The organism is Modestobacter lapidis, from assembly GCF_054780755.1.
Genome location: NZ_BAAGVS010000062.1, coordinates 1 through 949, shown reverse-complemented (window position 1 = coordinate 949; position 949 = coordinate 1). Strand labels below are relative to the sequence as shown.

Annotated in this window: 1 protein-coding gene; it reads left to right on the top strand. The window is 70.2% G+C overall.

What is annotated here, in order from left to right; translation table 11 throughout:
* The first annotated feature begins 135 nt into the window (after nt 1-135).
* The gene (locus ACYVG5_RS21440; RefSeq protein WP_222050950.1) at nt 136-939 is read left to right on the top strand and encodes an HARBI1 family protein; all 804 of its coding nucleotides are present in this window, start codon (nt 136-138) and stop codon (nt 937-939) included.
* Nucleotides 940-949 lie beyond the last annotated feature (10 nt).

Below are 949 nucleotides of genomic sequence, written 5' to 3'. Positions count from 1 at the left end.
TGAGGTTTTCTCACCAGGTTCGGCGGCCTGAAGGACGTCGTCGCTGGTCGTCGCGGGTGTTCCGGATGTAGGCGCGGGCTCTCGGGGTCACGATCGTCTCGCCAAAGCCGATCTCCTCTTCCCCGGGAGCCCGCTGTGTCTCATCGTGCCAGCTTGGATGTGTCCGCACCCGTACTGAGAGCGGTGACCGGGTGGGTCGCCCGGCGCCGCCGCCGGCCGGGATCACGACCGGCCCAGCGGGCCGGCACGGTGCATACCCAAGTCGTCCTCGTGCTGCGCTGGTTGCGGCACCGGCTGGACCTGCGACTGCTGGCCCGCGATGCCGGGATCAGCATCGCCACCGCCTACCGCTATCTGCACGAAGGCCTGGACGCCATCGCCGCCCACACGCCGGACCTGCACGACGTCCTCGACCGCGCGCACGCCGCCGGCCTGGCCTTCCTCTGCCTCGACGGCACGCTGGTGCCCACCGACCGAATCGCTGCCCGCGCCGAGGCCGGCCACAACCTGTGGTACTCGGGCAAGCACCGCGCCTTCGGCGGGAACGTGCAGGTACTCACCGACCCGAGCGGCTTTCCGCTGTGGGTCTCGGCCGTCCGCCCCGGCAGCACCCACGACATGCGCGCTGCCCGCGAGCTGGTGCTACCCGCGCTGTACCCACATGCCGCCCGCGGACTTCCGGTGCTGACCGACAAGGGGTACGCCGGCGCCGGCGTCGGCATCCACGCACCGATCAAGCGCCAACCCGACGGGCAGCTACACACCGATAACCGCTGCTACAACGAGTTGATCACCGCGCTGCGCGCACCCACCGAGCGCGGCCACGCCCTGCTCGGCCGCTGGCGCGCACTCGATCGCGTGACCGTCTGCCCACAACGGATCACCGCTATTGCCGCCGCCGCCCTTGTCCTGACTTCACTCGACCGCGGAACCAGGTGAGAAAACCTCA